14 protein-coding genes, 1 tRNA gene and 2 pseudogenes are annotated in these 19,485 nt (G+C 73.5%); 9 read left to right on the top strand and 8 right to left on the bottom strand.

The genetic code is table 11. The features are described from left to right. Positions 1-172 precede the first annotated feature (172 nt). From AB0F82_RS21410 to metG, 3 genes are all read right to left on the bottom strand, one after another. A complete protein-coding gene (locus AB0F82_RS21410) occupies positions 173-949 on the bottom strand; it encodes a hypothetical protein (RefSeq protein ID WP_356811888.1) in 777 nt (258 codons plus the stop codon). 108 nt (positions 950-1,057) lie between these two features. Then, entirely contained in the window at positions 1,058-1,657 is a 600-nt protein-coding gene (locus AB0F82_RS21405; RefSeq protein WP_362630032.1) for a hypothetical protein, read from the bottom strand. An 842-nt stretch (positions 1,658-2,499) separates the two neighbouring features. Continuing rightward, the gene (gene metG / locus AB0F82_RS21400) at positions 2,500-4,215 is read right to left on the bottom strand and encodes a methionine--tRNA ligase (RefSeq protein ID WP_362630029.1); all 1,716 of its coding nucleotides are present in this window, start codon (positions 4,213-4,215) and stop codon (positions 2,500-2,502) included. Between the two features lie 461 nt (positions 4,216-4,676). Here metG and AB0F82_RS21395 point away from each other — a divergent pair, with 461 nt between their 5' ends. Both AB0F82_RS21395 and AB0F82_RS38730 read left to right on the top strand, forming a co-directional pair. Continuing rightward, positions 4,677-5,261 (top strand): sigma factor-like helix-turn-helix DNA-binding protein, encoded by a 585-nt coding sequence (locus AB0F82_RS21395; protein ID WP_362630027.1) that lies wholly within the window; start codon positions 4,677-4,679, stop codon positions 5,259-5,261. Positions 5,262-6,058: 797 nt separating this feature from the next. Next, a pseudogene (locus AB0F82_RS38730) lies at positions 6,059-6,778 on the top strand (IclR family transcriptional regulator domain-containing protein); the annotation flags it as partial. 402 nt (positions 6,779-7,180) lie between these two features. Here AB0F82_RS38730 and AB0F82_RS21385 read toward each other — a convergent pair. Together AB0F82_RS21385 and AB0F82_RS21380 are read right to left on the bottom strand one after the other, a co-directional pair. Further along, a tRNA-Leu gene (locus AB0F82_RS21385) sits at positions 7,181-7,268 on the bottom strand. A 324-nt stretch (positions 7,269-7,592) separates the two neighbouring features. Beyond that, a complete protein-coding gene (locus AB0F82_RS21380; protein WP_362630021.1) occupies positions 7,593-8,534 on the bottom strand; it encodes a beta-ketoacyl-ACP synthase III in 942 nt (313 codons plus the stop codon). A gap of 205 nt (positions 8,535-8,739) precedes the next feature. Between AB0F82_RS21380 and fdhD the strand changes: the two genes are divergently transcribed. After that, positions 8,740-9,567, top strand: a complete 828-nt coding sequence (gene fdhD / locus AB0F82_RS21375; RefSeq protein ID WP_362630018.1) for a formate dehydrogenase accessory sulfurtransferase FdhD — start codon at positions 8,740-8,742, stop codon at positions 9,565-9,567. Here fdhD and AB0F82_RS21370 read toward each other — a convergent pair. The 3 genes from AB0F82_RS21370 to AB0F82_RS21360 form a co-directional block, all read right to left on the bottom strand. Beyond that, the gene (locus AB0F82_RS21370) at positions 9,557-9,763 is read right to left on the bottom strand and encodes a hypothetical protein (protein ID WP_362630015.1); all 207 of its coding nucleotides are present in this window, start codon (positions 9,761-9,763) and stop codon (positions 9,557-9,559) included. The two genes, fdhD and AB0F82_RS21370, sit on opposite strands and share 11 nt — an antisense overlap. Position 9,764: 1 nt before the next feature. Further along, a complete protein-coding gene (locus tag AB0F82_RS21365; protein ID WP_362630012.1) occupies positions 9,765-10,196 on the bottom strand; it encodes a (2Fe-2S) ferredoxin domain-containing protein in 432 nt (143 codons plus the stop codon). Positions 10,197-10,280: 84 nt separating this feature from the next. Then, entirely contained in the window at positions 10,281-11,408 is a 1,128-nt protein-coding gene (locus AB0F82_RS21360; protein WP_362630049.1) for a bile acid:sodium symporter family protein, read from the bottom strand. 161 nt (positions 11,409-11,569) lie between these two features. Between AB0F82_RS21360 and AB0F82_RS21355 the strand changes: the two genes are divergently transcribed. The 6 genes and pseudogenes from AB0F82_RS21355 (at position 11,570) to AB0F82_RS21330 (ending at position 19,438) form a co-directional block, all read left to right on the top strand. Continuing rightward, positions 11,570-12,421, top strand: coding sequence for a LysR substrate-binding domain-containing protein (locus AB0F82_RS21355; protein ID WP_362630009.1), 852 nt, complete (start codon positions 11,570-11,572; stop codon positions 12,419-12,421). 317 nt (positions 12,422-12,738) lie between these two features. Next, on the top strand, positions 12,739-14,562 hold the full coding sequence (locus AB0F82_RS21350; protein ID WP_356815400.1) for an AMP-dependent synthetase/ligase: 1,824 nt from the start codon (positions 12,739-12,741) through the stop codon (positions 14,560-14,562). Positions 14,563-14,668: 106 nt separating this feature from the next. Then, positions 14,669-15,475, top strand: a pseudogene (locus AB0F82_RS21345) (ABC transporter substrate-binding protein); the annotation flags it as partial. Positions 15,476-15,612: 137 nt separating this feature from the next. Beyond that, complete coding sequence (locus AB0F82_RS21340; protein ID WP_362630006.1) at positions 15,613-15,969, top strand: ABC transporter substrate-binding protein; 357 nt, start codon at positions 15,613-15,615, stop codon at positions 15,967-15,969. A gap of 8 nt (positions 15,970-15,977) precedes the next feature. Further along, positions 15,978-18,671, top strand: a complete 2,694-nt coding sequence (locus AB0F82_RS21335; protein ID WP_362630003.1) for an ABC transporter permease subunit — start codon at positions 15,978-15,980, stop codon at positions 18,669-18,671. Further along, positions 18,668-19,438, top strand: coding sequence for an ABC transporter ATP-binding protein (locus AB0F82_RS21330; RefSeq protein ID WP_362630000.1), 771 nt, complete (start codon positions 18,668-18,670; stop codon positions 19,436-19,438). Before AB0F82_RS21335 ends, AB0F82_RS21330 begins: the two co-directional genes overlap by 4 nt. Positions 19,439-19,485 lie beyond the last annotated feature (47 nt).

Genomic DNA, 19,485 nt, shown 5'->3' with positions numbered 1-19,485 from the left:
CACGGTCGTCGAGCCGGGCCACGAGGGCCGGGGCATCGCCGGAGGGCTGGTGAGGACCTTCTACGGACTCGCCGCCCGCCCGGCAGGCGGGACTTTGACGACACTCCCCAGGGGATGCCGGCCGGGGCCCCGACGGGGAAGGGCACCGGCCACCACCCGGCCGCCGGCCCGATCAGCGGGCCGCGGCCGCCGCGGTCTTCGGGAACAGCTCCTGGAACGGTCCGGCCGAGTCCATCCCGTCCCGCCCGTACGGCGCGTCGAAGCTCCACACCATGAACAGCAGGAACACGATCAGCGCGCTGAAGAGCCCCGCCAGCAGCAGTTCCCGCCCGGAGCGCCGGATCTGCAGTGTGAAGATCAGTCCGACGGTGACCACCCCGCCGACCAGCAGCCCGAACCACACCACACCCGGCAGCGTCGACTCGGAACTCTGGGTGCGCGAGTGGCGGGCCTCGTCGGCGGCCGCGATGTGGTCCAGCAGCGGCTGGTAGGCCTGCGCCTGCAGCTCGGTGGCCGGGCTCTGGTGGGTGACGGAGGTACGGAGCTTGCCGAGCAGCTCGCCGCCCTCGGCCGACGCGCTCTCGCCGGAGGCCAGCAGCGGCCAGTCCACGGCGACGGTGTGGTTGACGTACGCGTCCACCTCGCCGCGGATCCGGTCGCGGACCGCGGCCGGGTAGACGTCGGCGCGCTGGGTGACCTCGTACAGTGCCTGGGCCTCCCGGCGCACGCTGTCCTCGGCGGCGCCGCGCGCCTCCCATACGCCCGCGATGGCCAGGCCCAGCACGATCGCGTAGACCACGCCCACCATCATCGTCATGTACTCGATGACATCAGGGGTTTCGCTGGTGTCCTCGTCGGCGGCGGCCCGGCGGTGCCGGATCGCCGTGAAGGCGAGGACAAGGGCGCAGACGAGCACCATGGCAATGGCCAGGACCAGCCATTCGGACACGTGGATTCTCCCGGTGTGGATCGGTGGGCGGACGGGGCGGTGGGCGGACTCATCGACGGGCGGACTCATCGGCGGACGGACGGAGCGGTGGACGACGGGGGTCGGCGGTCAGCGGCGGCCCTTGCCCCGGGGGCGCAGCGCGGCGGCGGCCAGAACGGCCGGCGTGGTGACGACGACCATGAGCATCACCGTGGACATCCCGCCCGGGCCGCGCCGCTGCAGGGCGACAGAGCGGTACGGGCGCACGTGGAAGGCGCTCACGGGCGCGGCGGCGGCCCTGGGCCGGGGCGGGGCGGGCGCTTCGGCCGGAGCCGGCCCCGAAGCCCCCTGCGGACCCGGCGCGGGCGGCAGCGGCTCCGCCCGCGCGGCCGCGGCCTCCGCCGAAGACCCGGCTGGATCCGCGGCAGTCGGCGGCTCCGCCGGCCCGGGCAGCCCCGGCACCGCGGGCCGCCCGGGCCGCACCCCGGCGGCGGGGTCGGGGATCCGCCCGGGGTGGCGCACCGTCGGCCCGTCGGCGCCGGGCACGCCGACCCGCACCGAGGGCCGGCCGGCTGGCGGTACGTGGGGCCGCTTCGGCTGGCCGGCCGGCACGCACAGGTCGACGCGCGCCCCGCGGCCGTGGCCGTCGGCCGCGACCGCCACATGGCCGTGGAGCGGACAGAGCGCAGCCACCAGCCCCGCCCCGGCGAAGTACTGCCAAGCGGTCACCGCGCGTCCTCCCGATTCCCCAGCAGACATGAGAGCTACATCTGAAGAAACGATCAAGGCCCGGCTTCGACACGCGGCGGACCGGTGGAGATCACGCCGCCGTGCGCGGGCCCACGCGCCGGATGGCGATGCGGCTTGATTGCGCCATGCTGACCGAGGGGGAGAACGCCCGCCTGGTCGCGGGGCGTTGTCGACTGGATGCCAGGCTCGGGCGCGGCGGCACGGGTGTCGTGGGGCGGGCCACGGACCAGCTGCTCGGCCGCTCCGTCGCCGTCAGGAAATGGTGCCCGACGCGGCCCTGTCGCCGGACGGGGCCCGGCTCCGGCGCGAGCGCACCCTGCGCGAGGCCCGCGCGGCCGCGCAGCTCAAGCACCCCCACATCATCGTGGTGCACGGCGTCGTCGAGGACTGCGAACGCCCCTGCATCGTCACGTCGCCCGACGAAAGCTCCGCATCTGCCTCAAGGTGTCGGACACCGAGCCGGGCGGCCCCCTCGCCGTGCACCGGCGCTCCCACTCCCAGGGGCCGACGACCAACCCCGGTTACCGTGACGCCGAGGGCGTGACGAGCACGCGCAACGGCCACGCGGCGGCCGTCTGGCTGTTCACCTGGAACGGCTTCTCCACGGCCGAGGGCCCCGGCACACCCGCGACCTCTGCTGGGAGGAAGGCGGCCGGCTCTACGACGCCTGGGTCTCCGCCCCGGTCGGACGGACCGCCGAAGCCCGCGCCCACTTCGACACGGCCGTCGCCACCTTCACCCGCAAAGGGGGCTGAACGCCCGTCCGCGGACACGCCGAAGGGGCGCGGCCCGGTGGGCGCGCCCCTTCGGTCGGACGGGTGTCAGCCCGCCTCGGTGCCACCGAAACGCTCGCGGTAGGATTCCAGGTCCTCCTCGGTGACCCGGGCGAAGAGCACCGGCGGGACGGTGAACGGGGTTCCGGCCGGGACCGCGTCCAGGGCCCTGGCCTGCTCCGGGGTCACCCACGTCGCCGTGTCGTCGGCGAGCGCGAACGCCGAGCGCATGGCGCGCGCCGAGGCCGGGATGAACGGCTCGGAGACCACCGAGTAGAGGTGGATGAGGTTCATCGCGGTGCGCAGGGTGAGCGCGGCGCCGTCCAGGTCGGTCTTGACCTCCAGCCAGGGGGCCTTCTCGTCCAGGTAGGCGTTGCCGGCGGACCACAGCGCGCGCAGCGCGGCCGCGGCCTTGCGGTACTGGAGGGTCTCCATGTGGCCCTCGTACTCGGCCAGCAGCTCGGCGATCTGCTCGCCGAGCTTCGCCTCGGGCTCTCCCGCGGGGCTGCCGGCCGGGACCTCGTCGCCGAACTTCTTGCGGGAGAAGGTCAGCACGCGGTTGACGAAGTTGCCGAGGGTTCCGCCGAGGTCCTTGTTGACCGTGGCGGCGAAGTGCTCCCACGTGAAGGACGAGTCGTCGGACTCGGGGGCGTTGGCGATGAGGAAGTAGCGCCAGAAGTCGGCCGGGAGGATCTCCAGAGCCTGGTCGGTGAAGACGCCGCGCTTCTGCGAGGTGGAGAACTTGCCGCCGTAGTACGTCAGCCAGTTGAAGGCCTTGACGTAGTCGACCTTCTTCCACGGCTCGCGGGTGCCCAGCTCGGTGGCGGGGAACATCACCGTGTGGAACGGGACGTTGTCCTTGGCCATGAACTGGGTGTAGCGGACGTCCTCGGCCTCGTACCACCAGGACTTGTAGTCGCGGTTCGCCGGGTCGGCGTCCGCCCACTCCTTGGTCGAGGCGATGTACTCGATCGGGGCGTCGAACCAGACGTAGAAGACCTTGCCCTCGGCCGCCAGGTCGGGCCAGGTGTCGGCCGGGACCGGGACGCCCCAGTCGAGGTCGCGGGTGATGGCGCGGTCGTGGAGGCCCTCGGTCAGCCACTTGCGGGCGATCGAGGAGGCCAGCTGCGGCCACTCCTCCTCGTGCTCGGCGACCCAGGCCTCGACCTCGTGCTGGAGCTTGGACTGCAGGAGGAAGAGGTGCTTGGTCTCGCGGACTTCCAGCTCGGTGGAGCCGGAGATGGCCGAGCGCGGCTCGATCAGGTCCGTGGGGTCCAGGACGCGGGTGCAGTTCTCGCACTGGTCGCCGCGGGCCTTGTCGTAGCCGCAGTGCGGGCAGGTGCCCTCGACGTAGCGGTCCGGCAGGAAGCGGCCGTCGGCGGGCGAGTAGACCTGCCGGATCGCGCGCTCCTCGATGAAGCCGTTCTCCTGGAGCTTGCGCGCGAAGTGCTGGGTGATCTCGGCGTTCTGCGGCGAGGAGCTGCGGCCGAAGTAGTCGAAGGACAGCTCGAAGCCGTCGTAGACCGCTTTCTGGGCGTCGTGGGCCTGCGCGCAGAATTCGGCGACCGGGACGCCGTTCTCCTTGGCGGCGAGCTCGGCGGGGGTGCCGTGCTCGTCGGTGGCGCAGATGTAGAGGACGTCGTGGCCGCGCTGGCGGAGGTACCGGGAGTACACATCCGCCGGAAGCATCGACCCGACCATGTTGCCCAGGTGCTTGATCCCGTTGATGTACGGAAGCGCGCTGGTGATCAGGTGTCGAGCCATCCTCGGATGCTCCATTTCCTATGTGCGGTACGACGTGACGTCACGGACTGTGAGTGCGGTTCATCGTATCGAACCGCCGATCGGCCACGCGCCGCATTTGTTCTCGGTGGGCATAACGCAAAAGCGAGGACAGTGACCTCTCCGTCACGGCCCTCGCGATCGGGCCCATGGTACAGCGGGTCGGCGACCCGCCTGACCCGCGGTACGGCGGCACCGGCAGGGGGCATATGCATACGTGCTGGCTGGAGCCCTGTGTGATCGAGACCGATCACGGTTCGATCATCAGCGACGCATTGCTTCCCAGGTTTCTTCTCTGCGCCCCCCGAGTGCGCCCGCGCTGCTTTCCTGCTTGCACGCACCAGGGGACGAGGTGGAGCGGAGGTGGAACGGTGAGCGATGGCGGACCGGAGGAGTCCGGTGGGGCCGTGGGACTGCCGAGCCGGCGTCGGCGGCCGACTCCCATGAGCCAGTGGGACCCGGCGGCACGCCTGTCGTACTGGGCCTTCCACGCCAACCGGCGCCCCGCGTACATGCGCTTCGCGTATCTGCAGCTGGGCTCGGACACGGCGGCCGAGGAGGCGGTGGACGCCACCTTCGACTCGATCATGGGCGACTGGCTGCGCATGCTCCACATGGACCGCCTGGACGCCTACGCGTGGACCGTGCTCAAGCACTGCCTGGTCGACCGGCAGCACCGGCGCCACCCCTGGCGGCAGGAGCCCGAGCCGATGGACATCAGCGCCTTCGAGGCGGCGCTGAAGGAGGCGCACGCCGACCAGTACGAGGTGCTGACCGACACCATCCGCTTCTACTCCGCCGTCTCCCGGCTCGCCGAGCGCCAGCGCGACGCCGTGCTCCTTCGGTACGGCCTGCAGTGCGCCCCCGGTGAGGCGGCCTCCGTGATGGGCGTGGACGAGGCCACGGTCCGCTCCTACCTCGGCCAGGCCCTCCGGCGCCTCGCCCGGCTGCTCGACACGTCCGCCGATCCGTCTGAACCGGCCGAAGCAGCCGAAGCAGCCGATCCGACCGAACCAGCCGGCTCATGAGGCGCCGCGATCGGCTCGAGCGGCCGGACGGCGACCCGGCGCCCCGCTCACTGGCCGAGTTCCTCGCCCGGGCGGGCGTCCGCGACCGCTACCGCCACTACGACCTCGGCGCGGCCGAGGCCCGGCTGCTGCGCGCCACCCCGCACCCGTCCGTCCCGCACCGCGCCCGGCGCCGCGCGGCCCCCGGCTGGAGCGACCCGGTCCGGGACCGTCCGCTCGACGCCGAGCGGGCCCGTCGCGACCTCAAGGCGCTCTGCCTGGCCTCCGTGTGCGAACCCGATGCAGCGTCGCACCTGGACTCCTTCACCGGCATGCGCACCGACCTGTCCGGCGCCGTCGTCTTCGGCTGCCTGCTCCACCTCGCCGGGATGCGCGAAGGCGCCCGGTTCTGGTGGCAGTTCGCCGCCGCGTCCGGAAGTGCGAAGGCCGCCACGGCCGCCTACTGCCTCTTCCTCGACCACTCCCGGCGCGGCGAGCACCACGACGCCCGGCACTGGGCGTGCGAGCTGGGCCGCCGCGGCTTCCGGCCGGGCGGCCGACGGGACCTGCGCGAGGTCCGGCTGTGCGCGCAGGCCGCCGTCCTGCGCTACGTCGACCTGCGCGAGGACCCCGACCTGGGCCCGGTGCCGCTGCCGCGGGCCGGGCTGTCGCGTGCGCTGGGCGCGTTCCTGCCGCCGCCTCCCGTCACGGTCGTCGGGCCGACGGCGGCGGCCCGGCCCGGCGCCGGGCCTCTGCGCCATCCCGCGCTGACGGCCGCGGCCCGCGGGACCGTCGTACAGGGCGGTCCGGGCGAGGCGCTGGCGGAGGCCCGCCGCGCACTGGCCGTCGTACGCGTTCTGGAGCAGCATCCGCTGGGGGTGCGGGCCGCCCAGATCGCACGGGAGTCGGGCCTCGCGGAGGCGCAACTGCGGCCGCTCCTGGCGATGCTGTGCGAGGAGGAGTACGCGTACCGGCTGGGGGTGGGGGTGTACGGGCGCGGCCCGGCCCTGGACCGGCTCGCCGGCCCCGGCGGCCACGGCCTGGCCGGGCAGCTCCAGCGCACGCTGGCCCTGGCCCGGGACAGTGCGGGCGCTGCCGTGTACCTCAGCCGGTATGCGGGGGGCGAGGTCCACATCACGCAGATGGCGGCCGGGCCGGCGACCCCGCCGGTCCGGGAGTGGGTGGACTTCCGGGACGCGGCACACGCCAGCGCGGTGGGCAAGTGCCTGCTGACGCAGCTCGACCACGACCGCCGCGCCGACCACGTGGCCCGTCACCGGCCCGCGCGCCTCACCCCGCAGACCATCACCGACAGCCGGGCCCTGTTCACGGCCCTGGACGCGGTGGCCCCCGGCGCCCCCGTCTTCGACCTGCTCGAATACTCCCCCGGGGTCGTCTGCTCGGCCGTTCCCCTCGCCATGGGCGGCGCCGCGGGCAGTCTCGCGCTGTCGCTGCCCGCGACCCACGCCCACCGGCTGCGTACGGCGACCGAGGCGCTGCGCCGCAAGGCCGTACCGGTTCTCCTCGCCCTGCTCCTGACCGGCGCCGTGCCCCCGGACCCCCCGGCCGCGCCCGCCGTCGAGGCCGGCCGCGCACCCGACCGGCCCGAACCCCGGCCCCCGGCCCAGCCCCAGCCGATGCGGGCGCCGGTCACCCCGGAGACCCTGCGCCACCTCCGGCAGCTCTTCCGTACCCCGCTCGCGGAGGCCGCGGCCGCGCCCCAGGGCCCGCACCTGGTCAGCGACACCACGGCCGGCGCGGCCTACCTCTTCGACGCGGCCCCGGACGGCGAGGCCCCCCGCCTGTCCCTCCCGCACACCTTCACCTCGGTCACCCCGGGCAGCCTGACCCGCCCCACAGGACTGGTGGTCCTGGGTACGTGAGCGGGGGTACTCGCCGGAGCAACACGAAGAGCCCCACACGATGTGTGGGGCTCTTGCTGGTGTCCGAGGGGGGACTTGAACCCCCACGCCCGATAAAGGGCACTAGCACCTCAAGCTAGCGCGTCTGCCATTCCGCCACCCGGACCGGTGGTCGGCCCCGGTTTCCCGCGGCGACATGGACAACAATAGCAAAGGATCGGCGGGTCTCCGACCACTTATCCGGGCCGGCCGTGGTCCGCCACGCCGGGCTGACCTGCGGGCATGCCCCGGAGCAGTCGGCAGGACGGGCCGTCTCGCCGCGCTCGGGGGCGCGCGCGGCAGGGGGCGGACGGGCCCGGTCGGGCTTGCGGATGTCGGTATCGGGCTGGACAGCCGCGGCGCCGGGCGGTCGGGTGGCTGTTCTGGGCGGTGGTCGCCGAGGGCGCCCGCTCCCCCGCCGCGCCGGCGCGGGGAGCGGCCACGAAGAGCGTCACGGGCAGCTGATGACCTGGCCGGCGTAGGAGAGGTTGCCGCCGAAGCCGAAGAGGAGGACGGGGGCGCCCGAGGGGATCTCGCCCCGCTGGACCAGCTTCGACAGGGCCATGGGGATGCTGGCGGCGGAGGTGTTGCCGGAGTCGACGACGTCACGGGCGACGACGGCGTTGACCGCGCCGATCCTGGCGGCGAGCGGCTCGATGATGCGCAGGTTCGCCTGGTGGAGGACGACCGCGGCCAGGTCCTCCGGGGCGACGCCGGCCTTCTCGCACACCTTGCGGGCGAGCGGCGGGAGCCGGCTGGTGGTCCATCGGTAGACGGACTGGCCCTCCTGGGCGAAAACCGGCGGCGAGCCCTCGATACGGACCGCGTTGCCCATCTCCGGCACCGACCCCCACAGCACCGGGCCGATGCCGGGCTCCTGGCAGGCCTCGACGACGGCCGCGCCCGCACCGTCGCCGGTGAGCACGCAGGTGGTGCGGTCGGCCCAGTCGGTGATCTCGGTCATCTTGTCGGCGCCGATGACCAGCGCACGGGTGGCGGAGCCGGCCCGTATGGCGTGGTCGGCCGTGGCCAGGGCGTGGGTGAAGCCCGAGCAGACGACGTTGATGTCCATGACGGCGGGGCTGCCGCCCATGCCCAGCTTGGCGGCGACGCGCGCGGCCATGTTGGGCGAACGGTCGATCGCGGTGGAGGTCGCGACCAGGACGAGGTCGATGTCGTCGGGGGTCAGGCCGGCGCCGGCCAGCGCCTTTCCGGCCGCCTGGTAGGCCAGCTCGTCCACCGGCTCGTCCGGGCCCGCGACGTGGCGGGTGCGGATGCCGACGCGGGACCGGATCCACTCGTCGGTGGTGTCGACCATGGCCGCGAGGTCCTCGTTGGTGAGCACTTTCGCGGGCTGGTAGTGCCCTAGCGCCACCACGCGTGAACCGGTCATGGGCGGGGTCCCCCCTCGTACGGAAGTCAGGATCACCCAGCTTTGCCTGCTACCGATGGGTACGGGTGCGTGTGACCCGACAGGATTACGGCCCCGGATTTTGGAGCTTCCCGAGGAGCTCCCTGCCCGGGACCTGGTCGGATGCGGAACCGTGAGAATGAGTACGTCGGGCATCGGCGAAAACAGAAGGGGTGGGCTGATCACCATGGGACGGGTCACCGAGCGCCGTCGCGTCGTCCGGATCCGGAACGGCGCGGCGGGTGTCCGCCCGGACACACTGGTGGCCGAGGAGCCGCTGGAGATACGGCTGAACGGCAAGCCGCTGGCCATCACGATGCGCACGCCGGGTGACGATTTCGCCCTCGCGGTGGGCTTCCTGGTGAGCGAGGGGGTACTGGGCGCGGCGTCGGAGGTCCGGGCCGTCACCTACTGCGAGGGTGCGACCGAGGACGGGTCGAACACCTACAACGTCGTCAACGTGCAGCTGGCCGCCGGCGTCCCGGTGCCGGACATCACGCTGGAGCGGAACGTCTACACCACCTCGTCGTGCGGTCTGTGCGGGAAGGCCAGCCTGGACGCGGTCCGGACGGCGAGCCGCTTCCCCGGGGTCGCCGACGACCCGGTACGGGCGCCCGCGGAGGTCCTCGCCGGTCTGCCGGACCGGCTGCGCGCTGCCCAGAAGGTCTTCGACCGTACGGGCGGCCTGCACGCGGCCGGGCTGTTCACGGCCCAGGGCGAACTGCTCGACCTGCGCGAGGACGTGGGCCGGCACAACGCGGTGGACAAGATCGTCGGTCGGGCGCTGCAGTCGGGGCGGCTTCCGCTGACGGGCGCGGTCCTGCTGGTGTCGGGCCGGGCGTCCTTCGAGCTCGCGCAGAAGGCCGTGATGGCGGGCATACCGGTGCTGGCGGCGGTCTCCGCCCCGTCCTCGCTGGCGGTGGACCTGGCCCTCGAGTCGGGCATGACCCTGGTCGGCTTCCTGCGGGGCCCGGACATGAACATCTACGCGGGCGAGGAGCGGATCACCCTGTAGCGGTCCGCCGGTACCGCTCCGCACCACGCTCATAGCCGAGGAAGGCGGCCCGGACGTCGCTGCCGTCTTCCTCCGTGTCCGCCTCCGCCAGCGGAGGGGAGGACTTCCCACCCAACAGGCCGAAGGCCGGGGCCGGCCGCAACAGCAGGCCGAACAGCACGATGGAGACCGCGCGGGCGAGGTTGTGATCGCGCACGTCAGCGCCCCCGGCGGGAGCGGCGCGTGGCATCCGCGGCCGGCTTCGGGGCCGGCGGGTCGATGCGGTGGAGGTCCAGGGCGGCCGGGAGCGGGGTGGTGCCCGGGCCGCCGGATTCGGCCCACGCGATGATCTCGTCGGTGGCGGTGTCGTCGAGGGCCCAGCCGAACCACACCGCGCGGGCCCCCCGGCGGCGGGCCTCGGTGGTGGGCTGGACCACGATGACGTTGGCCTGGGCGCACGGGCCGAGGCAGTCGCTCGTACGGACGGCCAGGCGGCCCCCGGACGCGACCGCGGCCTCGCGCAACCGGGCGAGCTGGCCCGCGTGGTCGGAGCCGGGGTTCTTGCGGGGGTCACCGCAGCAGCAGCCGCGACAGACCACCAGGGTGCAGGGGCGTTCGGCGTGAGCGCCGAGCGGGCGTATCCAGGTCACCACCGCACGTTACCGGGCCGAGGGGGTGTCTCGCCGATCAGGCCGGGCTCGCGGTGGATGACGCCGCACCTCGCGGCGTGGCCCTCACTCGGCGACGCTCCGCGTCGCCTCCCGCGTCCGCCTTGCGATCCGCGGCGTCATCCACCTCTCCCTGATGCGGCCGGAGCGGCGGGACACCGCCTTGGACGCGGCCTGTTGGGCCGTACGGGAGACCTCCGTCACACGGTCGGCGGGGAGTTCGGGCAGAGGGTCCGCGGCGCGGCGGCGGGCGACGACGGCGCAGACCATCAGCTGCATCTGGTGGAAGAGCATCAGCGGGAGCACGGCGAGGCCGGCCTGGGCCCCGAACAGCACGCTGGCCATGGGGAGTCCGGCGGCCAGGCTCTTCTTCGACCCGGCGAACTGGATGGCGATGCGGTCCTCGCGGCCGAAGCCGAGGCGGGCCGCGCCGTACCAGGTGACGAGCAGCATGACCGCGAGGAGCACGGCCTCCACGAGCATCAGCGCGCCGAGGCGCAGCGGGTTGACCTGCTGCCAGATGCCGGCGGCCATGCCCGCGCCGAAGGCGGTGTAGACGACGAGGAGGATCGAGCCGCGGTCGACGCGTCCGAGGGCCTTCTTGTGGCGGGTGAGGAAGCCGCCGACCCAGCGGCGCAGGGCCTGGCCCAGGAGGAAGGGGAGCAGGAGCTGCAGGGTGATCTTGAGGAGGGAATCGAAGGAGAAGCCGCCCGTGCGGCCGCCGAGCAGGACGGCCGCGAGCAGCGGGGTGAGCACGATGCCGGCCAGGCTGGAGAAGGAGCCGGCGCAGATGGCGGCGGGGACGTTGCCGCGGGCGATCGAGGTGAAGGCGATCGAGGACTGGACGGTCGAGGGGACCAGGCAGAGGAAGAGCAGGCCGCTCTGGAGCGGGGGCGGCAGGAGGCCGGGGGCGATGGCGCGCAGGGCGAGGCCGAGGACCGGGAAGAGCAGGAAGGTGCAGGTGAGCACGGTGAGGTGGAGCCGCCAGTGGCGCAGGCCGTCGAGTGCCTCGCGTGCGGAGAGCCGGGCGCCGTAGAGGAAGAAGAGGAGGGCCACGGCCGCGGTGGAGGCGGCGCCGGCCGCAGTGGCGGCCGCGCCGCGGGCGGGCAGGAGGGCGGCGAGGCCGACGGTACCGAGCAGGGCCAGGACGTACGGGTCCGGGCGGAGCCGGGCGGGGAGGTGCGGGCGGCGCATGCGCAGGGTGCTCACTTGCTGTCGGGGACGGGCGGGACCCCGCCCGGGTGTGACCGGGTGCTCTTCGTCCCTTCATGGTCGGGCCCCGGCGGTGATCGGGAAACCCGTACACCGCTCTCACTGTCATCACGGATCGGGATGAGCCGCCCTACGATGGGGGGATGTACGACCCGGTGCAGCTGCGTACGTTCCTCACGGTGGCCCAGACGCTGAGCTTCACGCAGGCCGCCGTGCGTCTCGGCGTGCGTCAGTCCACGGTCAGCCAGCACGTGCGGCGGCTGGAGGAGGCGACCGGGCGGCCGCTGTTCCTGCGGGACACGCACAGCGTGGAGCTGACGGAGGACGGCGAGGCGATGCTCGGCTTCACGCGGACGATCCTGGAGGCGCACGAGCGGGCGGCGGCCTTCTTCACGGGGACGCGGCTGCGGGGGCGGCTGCGGTTCGGGGCCTCGGAGGACTTCGTGCTGTCGCGGCTCCCGGAGATCCTGGAGGGCTTCCGGCACGAGCATCCCGAGGTGGACCTCGAACTGTCGGTGGAGCTGTCGGGCACGCTGCACGAACGGCTGGACGCGGGGCGCCTGGACCTGGTGCTGGCGAAGCGGCGGGGGCCGGGCGACGAGCGGGGCCGGCTCGTCTGGCGGGACCGGATGGTGTGGATCGGCGCGGAGGGGCTGCGGGTGGATCCCGAGCGGCCGGTTCCGCTGATCGTCTTCCCGCCGCCGGGCATCACGCGGGCGCGGGCCCTGGAGGTGCTCGAACGGGACGGCCGGGCGTGGCGGATCGCGTGCACGAGCGGAAGCCTGAGCGGTCTGGTCGCGGCCGCCCGGGCCGGGCTGGGCGTGATGGCGCACACGCGGGGGCTGATCCCGCCGGGCCTGGTCAGGGTCGGCGGGCTGCCCGAGCTGGGGCCGGTGGAGTTCGCGCTGGTGCGCGGGGCGCGCGCGTCGCCCGCGGCCGAGGCGCTGGCGGCGGCGGTCCTCTCGGGGGCAGACCGGCTCACGCGCAGCGGATGAGCGCCGCGCACCGCCCGGGCGTGCACCGCCGAAACGCGCACCGCCGAAACGCGCACCGGCCGCAGGCGCACCGGCTGCAGGCGCACCTCCCGACGCGTACCGCCATGGCGGCCGACCGCCGCATACCGCCCGGGCGGTACGCTGCGCACGGGAGTGACCGCCGGGCGTACGCCGTGCCGCCCGTTTCCTTCCGACCCGCACGTCAGCGGCGTGAACGACGTGATCACTGGGGAGGTCTTGTGGAGGTATCCGAACGCCGATCTACCCCCCTTGACACTGAGGTACGTTCACCGCGGCGCGCGGAGAGGAGCGGGGCCTTGCGTGAGATCACCGTCCCACCGATCGTCACGGGCGCGCCCGTCGGCGGCTTGGCCGACATCGTCTTCCAGCACGCCCGGGAGGAGCCGGACCGGGTGGTCCTGGGCCGGAAGGCCGACGGGGCGTGGCGGGACGTGACGTCCGGCGAGCTGGCGGCCGAGGTGCTGGCGCTCGCCAAGGGACTGCTGGCCCAAGGGGTGCGCTTCGGGGACCGGGTGGCCGTGATGTCACGCACCCGGTACGAGTGGACGCTGTTCGACTTCGCCCTGTGGGCGATCGGCGCCCAGCCCGTCCCCGTCTACCCGACGTCCTCCACCGAGCAGGTGCACTGGATCCTCTACGACACCGACTGCACGGCCTGCGTCGTGGAGAACGAGGACCAGGCCATGACGGTGGGTTCGGTCATCGACCGGCTCCCGCACCTGAGACGGCTGTGGCAGCTGGACGCCGGGGCCCTGGACGCCCTCGTCGAGGACGGCCGCTCGGTCGCCGACGACGTCGTGCACCGCCACCGCGGAGCGGTGACGCCCGACGCGACGGCCACGGTCATCTACACCTCCGGCACCACCGGCCGCCCCAAGGGGTGCGTGCTGACACACGCCAACTTCATGTACGAGGCCGACACCCTGGTGGCCCGCTGGGAGTCGGTGTTCCGGGGCAGGCAGGGCGACCAGCCGTCGACCCTGCTCTTCCTGCCGCTGGCCCACGTCTTCGGGCGGATGGTGGAGGTGGCGGCCGTCCGCGCGCGGGTCAAGCTCGGGCACCAGCCGGTGCTGGCGGCGGCCGAGCTGATGCCGGACCTCGCGGCGTTCCGGCCGACCTTCGTGCTCGGCGTCCCCTACGTCTTCGAGAAGGTCTTCGCCGCCGCCCGCCGCAAGGCGGAGGCGGAGGGGCGTACGGGACCCTTCGACCGGGCGGTGGAGACGGCCGTGCGGTACGCGGAGGCGCGCGAGCGGAAGGCCTTCGGCACCGGACCGGGTCCCTCGGCGACGCTGCGGATGGAGCACCAGCTCTTCGAGAAGCTCGTGTACGGGAAGGTCCGCGAGGCGATGGGCGGGCGGGTCCGGTACGCCATGTCGGGCGGGTCGGCGATGTCGCGCCGCCTCGGGCTGTTCTTCGACGGCGCCGGGATCACGGTGTTCGAGGGGTACGGGCTGACCGAGTCCTGTGCGGCGGCCACGGCGAACCCCCCGGAGGCGACGAAGTACGGGACGGTGGGGCCGCCGATCCCGGGCAGCACGGTGCACATCGCGGACGACGGGGAGGTCTGGCTGCACGGCGGACACATCTTCTCCGGGTACCTGGGCGACCCCCGGTCCACGGAGGCGGTGCTGCGGGGCGGCTGGCTGGCGACCGGGGACCTGGGGCGGCTGGACGAGGACGGGTACCTCGTCATCACCGGGCGCAAGAAGGACATCCTGGTGACGTCCAACGGCAAGAGCGTCGCCCCGGCGGCGCTGGAGGAACGGGTCCGTTCGCATCCCCTGGTGGCGCAGTGCGTGCTGGTGGGCAACGACCGGCCGTACATCGCGGCGCTGCTCACCCTGGACATGGAGGGGATAGCGCACTGGCTGTCGATGCGCGGCAGACCGCAGATGCCGGCGGCGGACCTGGTGAGCGACCCGGAGCTGACGGCGGAGGTCCGCCGGGCGGTGGTGGCCGCCAACACCCTCGTCTCACAGGCGGAGGCGATCCGCACCTTCCGAGTGCTGGCCGAGCAGTTCACGGAGGAGCGGGGGCTGCTGACCCCCTCGCTGAAGCTCAAGCGCCGGGCGATCGAGAAGGCGTACGCGGAGGAGGTCGCGGCGCTCTACCAGACGTGAGCGGCGGATCCGGCGCGGCGGATCCGGAGCGGGGAATCGCCGCACCTGACGGCCCGTCATTTCGCCGGGTTCATTGATATTGACGATCCGTCAGGTCGCCCACAGAATGCGGGGATTCCGACGCGAGGGGATCCCCGACATGTTGCGACCGATCCGCACCCTGGCCGCCGCGGCGGCGGCCGTCGCGCTCGTCTCCGCCTGCAACTCCGCCTCCACCAAAGGTACCGCTGCGGGCGGGCCCGGCGACGCGCCCGGCAGCACGCGCGGGGTGACCGGCGACTCGATCAAGGTCGGCGGCATCGTGTCGATGACCACCGCCAGCGGCTACAGCAAGAAGGACACCGACCTCGGCGCGAAGGCGCGCTACCTGAGGGCCAACGCCGAGGGCGGAGTCAACGGCCGCAAGATCGAATACCTGGGCGCGGAGGACGACGGCCAGGACCCCGCGAAGAACATGGCGGCCGCCCGCAAGCTCGTCCAGCAGGACAAGGTCTTCGCGGTGTCCCCCATGAGCTCCGTGACCTTCTCCGGCGCCGACTTCCTGGAGCAGGAGAAGGTACCCACCTTCGGCTGGGGCACCCTGCCCTCCTTCTGCGGACCCAAGTACGTCTACGGCTTCAACGGCTGCCTGGTCCCCTCCCCCGGCGGCACCCTGAACCAGACCTGGCCCGAGGGCATCGCCCAGATCCTCGGCGGGGCCCGGGGCAAGTCGGTCGCGGTCATCGCCAACGACAGCGACGCAGGCAAGTTCGGCATCCGGACCTTCCAGCAGGGCTTCGCCGGCGCCGGCTTCACGGTGTCCTACGCCAAGGCCTCCGTACCCGGCACGGCCGTCCCCAGCGACTGGTCCGCGTACGTGAAGGAGATCCTCTCCAGCAACGACGGCAAGGCCCCGGACGCGGTGGTCTCCGTCATGCAGACCCCCAACAACATCGGCCTCTTCACCGCGCTCAAGCGCGGGGGGTACAAGGGGCTGCTCTCCGACCCCACCGACTACGACCCCGGGCTGTCACCCAGGACGCCACCAGGCAGGCCCTCGACGGGGTCCACGTGCTGCTGCAGTTCCAGCCGTTCGAGTCGGCCGACCCGAAGATGGACCGGTTCAAGGCCGACATCAAGGCGGCCGCGGGCGGCAGGGAGGTGCCGCTCAACATGCACATGCTCACCGGGTACATGTCGGCCGACCTGTTCCTGTCCATCGCGCAGAAGGCGGGCAAGGACCTGACCGTCGAGTCCTTCCAGGCCGCCGCGCAGGGCTTCTCCGACACCGGCACGCTCGTCGGCGACCGCTCGCTGCCCAAGGGGCAGAAGGACAGCTTCGGCTGCGGATCGCTCGTACAGCTGAAGAACGGCGCGTACGAGGTCTCCGTCCCGTTCAAGTGCCACGAGCCCATCCCCTTCAAGTAGGCCGCGACATGGGGGATCTGCTCGTCTTCGTCCTGAGCGGTCTGGTCTCCGGCGCCCTGTACGCGCTGCTCGCCACCGGGCTGGTGCTCTCGTACTCGGCGTCCGGGCTGTTCAACTTCGCGCACGGGGCCACCGCCTACCTGTGTGCGCTCACCTTCTACGAACTGCACTCCGGGCTGGGCCTGCCGGCGGTCCCGGCGGCGCTGCTGGTGGTGTTCGTCCTCGCCCCCGGCCTCGGCCGGGGGCTGGACCGGCTGATGTTCCGGCGGCTCGCGCGGGTCGGCGAGACGGCGCAGATCGTGGCGACCATCGGGCTGCTGGTGGCACTGCCCGCCGCCGGCCTGTGGGCGGTCGAGTTGCTCGCGGACGCGGGCGCCCCGGTGAAGCCGGCGGAGAACCGGTTCGGGCTGCCGGGCGTGGGGCCGAGCCCGGCGAAGTCCTGGCAGCTCACCGACGGCGTCGGCATCGACTCCGACCAGCTGATCACCTGGGTGGTCACCGCGCTGGTGGCGGTGGCCCTGTGGGTGCTGTTGCGGCACACACGGATCGGGCTGCTGCTGCGGGCGGCCGTCGACAACCGCTCGCTGACCGAGCTGCGCGGGATCAGCGCCGACCGGCTGTCGTCGGTGGCGTGGATGATCGCGTCGGTGCTGGCCGGACTGGCGGGTGTGCTGGCGACCCCGCTGCTGGGGCTGTCGGCCCATGACTTCACGCTGTTCCTGTTCGTCTCGGCCACGGCGGCCGTCATCGGGCGGTTCGCGTCCGTGCCGCTCGCCTTCGCGGGCGGGCTGGGGCTCGGGGTGCTGCAGAACCTGGTGGCCGGCTACGCGTCCTTCGCCGAGTCCGTCACCGGCTTCCGTACGGCGGTGCCCTTCCTGATCCTGTTCGGCGGGCTGCTCGTGCTGACCCGCAGGTCGCGGACCGCCGGGGTCGCGGCCGTGGACGCCCCGCCGGTGGACCACCTGGCCGGGGCCTCCTGGGGTCGGCGTTGGGGGGTGTGGGCGGCCGGCGCGGGGCTGCTGTGCACCGCGTTCTACACCGTGACGACACCCTTCTGGAGCGGGCTGCTGGCGCAAGGACTGGCCGTGGCACTGGTGTTCATGTCCTTCACGGTGGTGACCGGGCTCGGGGCGATGGTGTCCCTCGCCCAGGGCACCTTCGTGACGGGGGCCGCTCTCGTGGCCGGGCTGCTGATGAGCCGGGGCTGGCCGTTCGTGGCCGCGCTGGCGGTGGGCACGTGTGCGGCCGCGCTGCTGGGAGCGCTGGTCGCGCTGCCGGCGCTGCGGCTGGGCGGCAGGTCGCTGGCGCTGGCCACGCTGGCCCTGGCGTTCCTTGCCGACCAGGTGCTGTTCCAGCTGCGGTGGCTGCGCAACGGCGACACCGGCTGGTCGGTTCCGCGGCCGGTGGTCGGGCCGGTGGACCTCTCCGACGACCGGGCCCTGGGGGTGGCCCTGGTGGTGCTGGTCGCGCTGGTCGCCGCCGCTCTGACGGCGCTGCGCGCATCGCCGTCGGGGCGGGCGATGCTCGCGGTGCGGTCGGCCCCGGCGGCGGCCGTCGCCTCCGGGGTGTCCGTACTGCGCACGAAACTGCTGCTGTTCACCCTGTCGGCCGGACTGGCCGGCTTCGGGGGCGTGATGTACGCCTCGTACAACACCCGGATCACGGCGACGGACTTCACGGCGATGACGGGGCTGGTGTGGCTGGCGGTCGTGGTGGCGGCGGGCGTGCGGCGACCGCAGTACGCGGTGGTGGCGGGACTGGTGTACGCCGTGGCCCCGCGGCTGCTGTCCGACTACGTGACCGGGTCCGCGCACCTGCCGGTGATCCTCTTCGGCCTGGCCGGCCTGGCCCTCGCCAACGACCCCGACGGGTACTGCGCGGCCGTCCCGGTACGGCTGGCGCGGCGGCGCGCCGCCGCCGCGACCCCTGCGGAGCCCTCCCCCGCCCCGCCCCTTCCCCGACCGGGAGTCCTCCCCGGCCCCCGCGCCGCGCACGCCGGAGGGGGTCAAGGACCCGCGCTCGAACTGCGCGGCGTCACGGCCGGGTACGACGGCGGGCTCGTGCTGCACGGGGTCGATCTCGTCGTGCGGCGCGGGGAGATCCTCGCGGTGCTCGGGCCGAACGGAGCCGGGAAGAGCACCGCGTGCCGGGTCGCGGCCGGGCTGCTGCCCGTCACCGGCGGGGAGGTGCGGATACGCGGGCGGGACGCCACCGGCGACGGGCCCGTACGCCGGTCGCGGGCCGGGGTCCTGCTCGCCCCCGAGGGCCGGGGGATCTTCCCGTCGCTCACCGTCGAGGAGAATTTGGCCCTTCACCTGCCGCAGGCCGACGCCCGGGCCGCCGTCTACGACCGCTTCCCCCGGCTCGCCGAGCGCCGCGGGGTGAGCGCGGGAGCCCTGTCCGGCGGGGAGCAGCAGATGCTGGCCCTGGCTCCGCTGCTGCAGCGGCCGCCTTCGGTGCTGATCGCCGACGAGCCCTCCCTCGGGCTGGCCCCGCGCGTGGCGGAGGAGGTGTACGCGCTGCTCACCGAACTGCGCGACGCCGGCACCGCGCTGCTCCTGGTGGAGGAGAAGGCCGCCGGGATCCTGGGCGTCGCCGACACCGTGGCCTACCTCTCCCAGGGCCGGGTCTCCTGGTGCGGCCCGCGGGACGAGGTGGAGGCCGACCGGCTCACCGAGGCCTACTTGGGGATGGGGACATGAGCGGCTACGTGCTCCACGCGGGCGGGGTCGGGGTGCGCTTCGGCGGCGTCCGGGCGCTGGGCGGGGTGGACCTCGGGGTCCGGGCGGGCGAGGTGTGCGGGCTGATCGGACCCAACGGGGCCGGGAAGACCACGCTCTTCGACGTCCTGTCGGGGATCCGCCGGCCGGAGCGGGGGCGGGTCCTGCTGGACGGGGCGGACATCACGCGCCGCTCCCCCGTCTGGCGGGCCCGGCACGGCATGCGCCGGACGTTCCAGCGGCAGCAGCTGTTCGGTCAGCTCAGCGTGGCGGACAACGTGCTGGTGGCGCAGGAGTGGCGGGGCGGCGGGGGCGGGCCTGTCGCCGACCTGCTCGCCCTCCCGTCCCGGCGCGCCCGGGAGCGGGCCCGCAGGGTGCGCGGCGAGCGGGTGCTGGCCGACTGCGGGATCGGCGCGCTGGGGACCGCGTACGCGGGCGGGCTGCCGGTCGGGCAGGCCCGGATGGCCGAGCTGGCGCGCGCGGTGGCCGATCCGCCGCGGGTGCTGCTGCTGGACGAACCGGCGTCCGGGATGTCGGCGCCCGAGCGGGAGCAGCTCGCGGCGGTGGTGCGGCGGCTGGCGGCGCAGGACGGCTGCGCGGTGCTGCTGGTCGAGCACAACGTGGCCTTCGTGATGGACCTCTGTACGCGCGTGGTCGTACTGGACCTCGGGACGGTGCTGGCCGAGGGCACGCCGGCCGAGGTGCGGGCCGACCCGCTGGTGCGGAAGGCGTACCTGGGCAGCGCGTGAGGCGGGCCGGCGCGGCGGGAATACGTTGCACGAGGGGCCGGTTGTCG

Source organism: Streptomyces virginiae (assembly GCF_040638905.1).
Lineage (GTDB): Bacteria > Actinomycetota > Actinomycetes > Streptomycetales > Streptomycetaceae > Streptomyces > Streptomyces virginiae_B.
The sequence above is the reverse complement of the archived record's forward strand: the minus strand, read 5'-3'. Positions and strand labels throughout refer to the sequence as shown.